The following is a 6,926-nucleotide window of genomic DNA, read 5'->3' on the forward strand; positions in this document are numbered from 1 at the left end:
GGCGGTAGACTAGTCAGAAGCTTTTTCGATGAGTTGCCGTTGGGAAGATCTCTTGCGAAACCTGTTTCTTACCGGCGCTAGCGGCTGTCTGGGGCATTATGTGTTGGAGCGCCTGGCCCAACAAAGGGATCCCGAGTTTCCGGAGCAGCCCGCCTACCACCTGTACATTCTTATCCGCAACCCCAGCCGCCTGCGGTTGCCCCCGGAGCGTTTGCCTGCCCCCATCACCCTGGTGGCCGGCGATCTCCTGCGCATTCGGGAACACGCCGCCCTGCTGCGGCAGATGGATGGGTTGATCCACATGGCGGCGGCTTGGGGGGATCCCACCCTGACCTGGGCGGTGAACGTCACCCACACCTTGGAGTTGCTCAGCTTGTTGGATCCGGAGCGCTGTCAGCAGGTGATCTACTTTTCCACTGCCAGCCTTTTGAATCAAGCGTTAGAACCTTTGGCCATCGCCGGCCAGGCCGGCACCGACTACATCCGCAGCAAGTACGCGATGCTGCTGCGACGGCAGGAAAGCAGCTTCTGGCCAGATCGCCTGCTCACCCTCTACCCCACCCTGCTGTTTGGCGGCAGCCCCCACCACCCCTACTCCCACATCACCGCCGGCCTCAAGGAGGTGCTCCGCTGGCTGGATTTGATCCGCTTTTTGCGGGTGGATGCCAGCTTCCACTTCATCCACGCTGCCGATGTGGCCGAGATGGTGGCCCATTGGGTGGCCCATCCGCCGGGGGGAGGGGATTGGGTGTTGGGCAACCCCCCCTTGTCGGTGGATGAATGCGTAGAGCAGGTGTGCGCCTATTTTAAAAAACGGATTTATTTCCGCCTGCCCCTGCCCATCGGCCTATTTCGCACCCTAGCCTTCCTACTTCGGGTGCGACTTTCGGCCTGGGATGAGTACTGCCTGCGCCACCGCCACTTTGTCTATCCGGCCCTCTCCCCAGCAGCGCTGGGCTTGCCCTGCCGCTTCCCTACCGTAGCCTCTCTTCTCGACGCCTACCTCTAGGCCACCTTTGATAGAGTCACGCAACTCCCCTCTCCCCAGGGGTAAGGGATCCCGACAGGGATCAGCCGGCAGAGGCCACTGCTTCTCTGTGAGCCAAGCCTTGAAGCTGAGCAGCAATGCGCTCCCGGTCGAGCCTCTGGCCGATGAACACCAGGCGGGTCAACCGCGGCTCTTGCGGGCGCCAGGGGCGGTCGTAGTAGGTCTCAAATCGGGATCCCACCCCCTGCAGCACCAGGCGCATCGGCTTGTGGGGCACGGCCACAAACCCCTTTACCCGGTAGAGGCATTCCTCTTGAGCCAGTTGACGCAGTTGGGCAACTAGGGATCCCGGCTCATAGCTGCCCTCCAGGCTGAGGCAGAAAGACTCAAAAGCTTCGTGCTCGTGCTCCTCCTCGAAGTCGTGGTGGCTGGGGCGGCGCTCCAACTGATCCTCCACCGCCGCCTGGAAGCCCAAGAGCACTTCTGGGGCAACCTGGCCCCGCTCACAGGGGAGAACTCGAACCTCAGGGCGCAATTGTTGCCGCAGCCAGCTCTCCACCTGGGTTCGCTCCTTCGGCGTGATCTGATCCACCTTGCTCAGCAGCACCAAATCAGCGCAGCTCAACTGATCCTCAAACAGCTCCTCAATGGGAGTCTCGTGATCCAGGCTCTCATCGGCCTGACGCTGCGCCTCCAGCGCCGCCAGATCCCCCACCAGTTGCCCAGAAGCCAGGGCCTGGCCATCCACCACTGCAATCACCGCATCCACCGTGGCGCCGGTGCGAATGGTGGGCCAGCGGAAAGCCTGCACCAGCGGCTTGGGCAAGGCCAATCCTGAAGTCTCAATCAGGATGCAGTCCAGCTCTGCCCGCCGCCGCAGCAGAGCCTCCATGGTCGGCAAGAACTCCTCCTGCACCGTGCAGCAGAGGCAGCCGTTGGCCAGCTCCAGAATGGGGATGGAGCCCCCTCCCTCGCAGAGTTGGCAATCCCGCAGCAGTTCGCCGTCGATGCCCACTTCGCCAAACTCATTGACCACTACGGCGATGCGGCGGCCCTGGTTGTTGAGCAAAAGGTGACGGATCAAAGTGGTCTTGCCGGATCCCAAAAATCCGGTGATGACCGTAACCGGAACTTTGTGCATCTTGATTTGCGCATTCGGCCTTCCCAGTCTCTACCCGTGCTTCCCTCTCTGTCCATCCCGGCAGGGGGGATCCCCAAAAAAAGGCCCCCTGCCGGGGGCCAAAGGTTGTGATCTCCGAGAGACTTCCGGGCTTATCGGATCGGCTTCATCCGGTAAACCGGCTCGTTCTCGCGGCTGATCCCCTTCTCAAAGCCGGCAGCAGCGGCGCGCGCGCGACCAGCATGCCACAGGTGACCGACGAAGAACAGGAAGCCGAAGATGAAGTTGTGGGCTGCCAGCCAGGTGCGCGGGCTGGTGAAGTTCACCGTGTTGATCTCGGTAGCCACACCCCCCACCGAGTTCAGGGATCCCAGCGGCGCGTGGGTCATGTACTCTACCGCACGGCGGGCCTGCCAGGGTTGGATGTCGTTCTTCAGCTTGTCCAGATCCAAGCCATTGGGGCCCAGCAGCGGCTCTTTCCAAGGGGCCCGCACATCCCAGAAGCGCATCGTCTCACCGCCGAAGATGATCTCGCCCGTGGGAGAGCGCATCAGGTACTTACCCAGACCGGTGGGGCCTTGGGCCTGGCCGATGTTCGCCCCCAGGCGCTGGTCGCGCACGATAAAGGTGAGGGCTTGGGCTTGCGAGGCTTCCGGGCCGGTGGGGCCGTAGAACTCGCTGGGGTAAACGGTGTTGTTGAACCAGATGTAGCAGGTGGCAATAAAGCTCATCAGCGAGACCGCCGCCAAGCTGTAGGAGAGATAGGCCTCTCCCGACCAGATAAGAGCACGGCGGGCCCAGCCAAAAGGCTTGGTGAGGATGTGCCAGATCCCACCGGCAATGCAGATGATGCCGATGTAGATGTGGCCGCCGATCACATCCTCCATGTTGTCCACGCTGATGATCCAGCCGTCGCCGCCAAAGGGAGACTTGAACAGGTAGCCGAAGATGACCGCCGGGTTGAGCGTGGGGTTGGTGATCACCCGCACGTCGCCACCCCCCGGAGCCCAGGTGTCATAGACGCCACCAAACCACATGGCCTTGGCCACCAACAGGAAAGCCCCCAACCCCAACAGGATGAGGTGGATCCCCAAGATGGTGGTCATCTTGTTCTTGTCTTTCCAGTCGTAGCCGAAGAAGGGGAAAGACTGCTCCAGGGTTTCCGGGCCGCGCACGGCGTGATAAATGCCTCCCAGACCCAGCACCGCGCTGGAGACCAGGTGCAGCACACCGATCACAAAGTAGGGGTAGGTATCGATCACCTCGCCGCCTGGGCCAACTCCCCAGCCCAAAGTGGCCACGTGGGGCATCAGGATCAGCCCCTGCTCGTACATGGGCCGATCCGGCGTGAAGTGAGCCACCTCAAACAGCAGCATCGCTCCCGCCCAGAAGACGATCAGGCCGGCGTGGGCTACGTGAGCGCCCAAAAGCCGACCGGAAAGATTGATCAAGCGAGCATTCCCGGCCCACCAGGCGAACCCGCCCTGGGTGCGATCCTGCATCGCTGCGGAACCAAACGTCGTTGAAGTCACTGAGGCCAGCCTCCGAAAACAGTAAAGGTCACAGTACAGCAAAAGATATGAGGTGAAAAGCAAAGGAGCTTAGGAATGGCCGAGCGCCTACCCATCCAATCCAAGACTTGAATAGGCGAACGCTCGGCCTCAGCTCTCACGTAAAGGATCAAGAGAACTCAAGCGTTCGACAGCCAGCGCCAGTTTAGAGCGCGTTGCCGCGGGGCAGGACTTCCTCGGGGAACTCAAAGCGCTCGTGCGGCTGGTCCTGCGGCGCCATCCAGGCCCGAATCCCCTCGTTGAGCAAAATGTTCTTCGTGTAGAACGTCTCAAACTCAGGGTCTTCCGCCGCCCGCGTCTCCTGACTGATAAAGTCATACGCCCGCAGGTTCAGCGCCAACCCCACCACACCAATGCTCGACATCCACAATCCCGTTACCGGCACAAACAACATGAAAAAGTGCAGCCACCGCTTGTTGGAAAACGCTATCCCAAAAATCTGGCTCCAGTAGCGGTTTGCCGTCACCATCGAGTACGTCTCTTCCGCCTGCGTCGGCTCAAATGCCCGAAACGTGCTCGCCGCTTCCCCATCCTTGTAGAGCGTGTTCTCCACCGTCGCCCCATGGATGGCACACAGCAGCGCTCCACCCAACACGCCGGCCACCCCCATCATGTGGAACGGGTTCAGCGTCCAGTTGTGGAACCCCTGGAAAAACAGCAAAAACCGAAAAATCGCCGCCACCCCAAAGCTGGGCGCAAAAAACCAACTGCTCTGCCCCAGCGGGTAAATCAAAAACACGCTCACAAACACGGCAATCGGCGCGCTGAAGGCAATGGCGTTGTAGGGCCGCACCCCCACCAGCCGGGCAATCTCAAACTGCCGCAGCATAAAGCCAATCAGGCCCAGCGCCCCATGGAAGGCCACAAAGGTCCACAGCCCGCCAATCTGGCACCAGCGGGTAAAGTCCCCCTGGGCTTCCGGGCCCCACAGCAGCAGCAGGCTGTGCCCCATGCTGTCGGCGGGGGTGGACACGGCCACCGTCAAAAAGTTGCACCCCTCCAGGTAGGAGCTGGCCAACCCGTGGGTGTACCAAGAGGTTACAAACGTGGTGCCGGTCAGCCAGCCGCCCAGGGCCAAATAGGCGCAAGGAAACAGCAGCAGCCCCGACCAGCCGATAAACACGAATCTGTCGCGCTTGAGCCAGTCGTCGACGATGTCGAACCATCCTCGCTCCTGGCGCGCGCGCCCTACTGCGATGGTCATCTCAACCTCTCCTTAAAAACATGATGAGGACATTAATGAAACTACAAATTTTGCTCCTTTGAAGCAAGACTGGTGCCTAGGTATAAAGACTCAGTCTGCGAACTTGTCGCCTTGGTTTCCCTGCACGGATTCCTGGCCAGAACTGACCAACCGCTGCTTCAGGCAGCTTTGCTGGCGTTCCGAACTGCTCTTGGAATCCTCAGCAGAGCTGTGGCGATCCCGACGAGCCGCCCTAGGGCCACCGAACAAGTTTCACGGCTGTCGGCATTACAATTTAGCCTACGCCGGTAAAGACTTGTAAATTGCTTTCATTATAGAGGGGGGGGACTCGTTCCCATCAAGTCCGAGGTGGCTGGGATCTTCACAGACTGTAATCTTTGCGGTTTTTCTCTCCTGAGATATTGAGCTAGAGGGGCTGCCTCACCCTGGGGAAGGCCGAAGGCACAAGATCCGATATCCTTGAAGGGCGAGGCAATCCACCTGAGAGGAATCTATGGCTAGTGAGATCTTCACCATTGCTGGGCTCTCCATCGTCCTGACCCTAGTGGGTGTGGCGCTTGGATACGGGATCTTGCGCATCACCCAGGGCGGGGCCGAGTAGGGATTTCCTCATTTGGTAAAACATGAAAATCGGCATCGTCGGCGCCGGGGCAGTCGGGGGGCATTTGGCCGTTTGCCTGGCTCGCGCCGGCTTTTCAGTCAGTGTGGTGGCGCGGGGATCCCACCTGCAGGCCATCCGCAGCCAAGGCTTGAAGCTGATCCGGCAGGGGGATCCCCCTGTGGCTTGGGTAGAGCGGCTGACGGCCAGCGACGACTTGGCTGAGCTGGGGCGGCAAGATGTGGTGATCGTTGCTGTCAAGGCCCACAGCTTGCCCCTGCTTGCCCCGCAATTGGGATCCCTGTGTGGCCCGGATAGCCCCGTTGTGGTTGTCCAGAATGGTATCCCCCGGTGGTACTTTTACCGGCATGGCGGCGAGTTTGAGGGGCGCTCCTTGACTTCGGTGGATCCGGGCGGGGTGATCGCCGCGCATCTGCCAGTCGAGCGGGTGATCGGCTGTGTGGTGTACATCGCCGTGCAGTTGGCAGAGCCGGGGGTAGTTTTGCATACCGGTGGCGGGCGCTACATTCTGGGAGAGCCGGATGGGTCGTTGTCGGAGCGGCTGCGCTCTCTGGCGGCCATCTTTGAGCAGGGGCAGCTTTCTGTGGCCCTCACCTCCCAAATTCGGGTCGAGATCTGGCAAAAACTTTGGGGGAACGCCGCCTTCAATCCCATCAGCGCCCTTACCCGCGCGGCCCAAGACGCAATTGCCCAGTACCCGCCCACCCATGCTTTGGTTCGGTCGGCGATGCAGGAAACCGAGGCGGTGGCCCAAGCATTTGGGATCCGGCTGCCGGTCTCTTTGGAAGAGCGGCTGAAGGATGCAGCCCGTGTGGGCTCCCATCGCACCTCGATGCTGCAGGATATCGAGCGGGGGCAACCGACGGAGATCGAGAGCATTGTCGGCGCCATCACGGAGCTGGGGCGTTGGGCGGGGATCCCGACTCCCCATCAGAACCTCCGGGGTACTCCCGCCACAGCGCAGCTTGGCGGGATGGGGGATAGGCGGTGAGACGAAGGGGTTCAATGCCCCTGAGTCTCACAATCTGGGCGTTGCCTGCTGCTCGACATACTTCTTCAACTCCTCAACGGTGACCCCACCACAAGAGGCAACAAAATAGGTCCCTGTCCAAAATACAGGCTTGCTGTAGAACCGTGCCACCTCTGTGGCGAACTCTTTGCGAATCAACCGGCTGGAGACTGTTTTCAGGTTGTTCACCAGCCTCGAGACCTGAACATCCGGCGGAAAACTCACCAACAGATGCACATAATCCGCCTCACCGTTGAACTCCACCAAGGAACAGCGCCACTTTTGGCAGGTCGCTCGAAATATATCTTCCAGCCTCTGCAACATTGGAGCAGTTATCACCCGACGACGGTACTTTGTCACCAGCACCAAGTGGATTTGTAGGCTGTAAACAGAACGATGGCCTATGTTGTAGCTC

The 6,926-nt window shown here is 60.4% G+C and carries 7 protein-coding genes; 3 read left to right on the forward strand and 4 right to left on the reverse strand.

Annotated features, from left to right (window positions below; all coding sequences use genetic code 11):
• The first annotated feature begins 28 nt into the window (after positions 1-28).
• Positions 29-1,009 carry an NAD(P)-dependent oxidoreductase gene (locus SYN63AY4M2_RS09735; protein ID WP_041438538.1) on the forward strand — a complete coding sequence of 327 codons (981 nt, stop codon included), beginning with the start codon at positions 29-31 and terminating at the stop codon, positions 1,007-1,009.
• 61 nt (positions 1,010-1,070) lie between these two features.
• On the opposite strand, the gene cobW is transcribed toward SYN63AY4M2_RS09735, so the two are convergent.
• From cobW to psbD, 3 genes are all read right to left on the reverse strand, one after another.
• Positions 1,071-2,129, reverse strand: a complete 1,059-nt coding sequence (gene cobW, locus SYN63AY4M2_RS09740; protein ID WP_011431159.1) for a cobalamin biosynthesis protein CobW — start codon at positions 2,127-2,129, stop codon at positions 1,071-1,073.
• Between the two features lie 131 nt (positions 2,130-2,260).
• Complete coding sequence (psbC, locus tag SYN63AY4M2_RS09745; protein WP_206336877.1) at positions 2,261-3,649, reverse strand: photosystem II reaction center protein CP43; 1,389 nt, start codon at positions 3,647-3,649, stop codon at positions 2,261-2,263.
• A 175-nt stretch (positions 3,650-3,824) separates the two neighbouring features.
• Entirely contained in the window at positions 3,825-4,883 is a 1,059-nt protein-coding gene (gene psbD, locus SYN63AY4M2_RS09750) for a photosystem II D2 protein (photosystem q(a) protein) (RefSeq protein ID WP_011431157.1), read from the reverse strand.
• Between the two features lie 493 nt (positions 4,884-5,376).
• On the opposite strand from psbD, the gene SYN63AY4M2_RS09755 reads away from it, so the two are divergent.
• Both SYN63AY4M2_RS09755 and SYN63AY4M2_RS09760 read left to right on the forward strand, forming a co-directional pair.
• Entirely contained in the window at positions 5,377-5,484 is a 108-nt protein-coding gene (locus tag SYN63AY4M2_RS09755; RefSeq protein ID WP_011431156.1) for a PetM family cytochrome b6-f complex subunit 7, read from the forward strand.
• A 22-nt stretch (positions 5,485-5,506) separates the two neighbouring features.
• Positions 5,507-6,493: a 2-dehydropantoate 2-reductase gene (locus tag SYN63AY4M2_RS09760; protein ID WP_099812857.1), complete on the forward strand. Its 987-nt coding sequence runs from the start codon at positions 5,507-5,509 to the stop codon at positions 6,491-6,493.
• Between the two features lie 27 nt (positions 6,494-6,520).
• Here the strand turns inward: SYN63AY4M2_RS09760 and tnpA are convergent.
• The coding region (gene tnpA / locus SYN63AY4M2_RS09765; RefSeq protein ID WP_240530527.1) for an IS200/IS605 family transposase at positions 6,521-6,926 on the reverse strand (406 nt) is incomplete at its 5' end.

Origin of the sequence: Synechococcus sp. 63AY4M2 (genome assembly GCF_002760475.1) — a bacterium.
Lineage (GTDB): Bacteria > Cyanobacteriota > Cyanobacteriia > Thermostichales > Thermostichaceae > Thermostichus.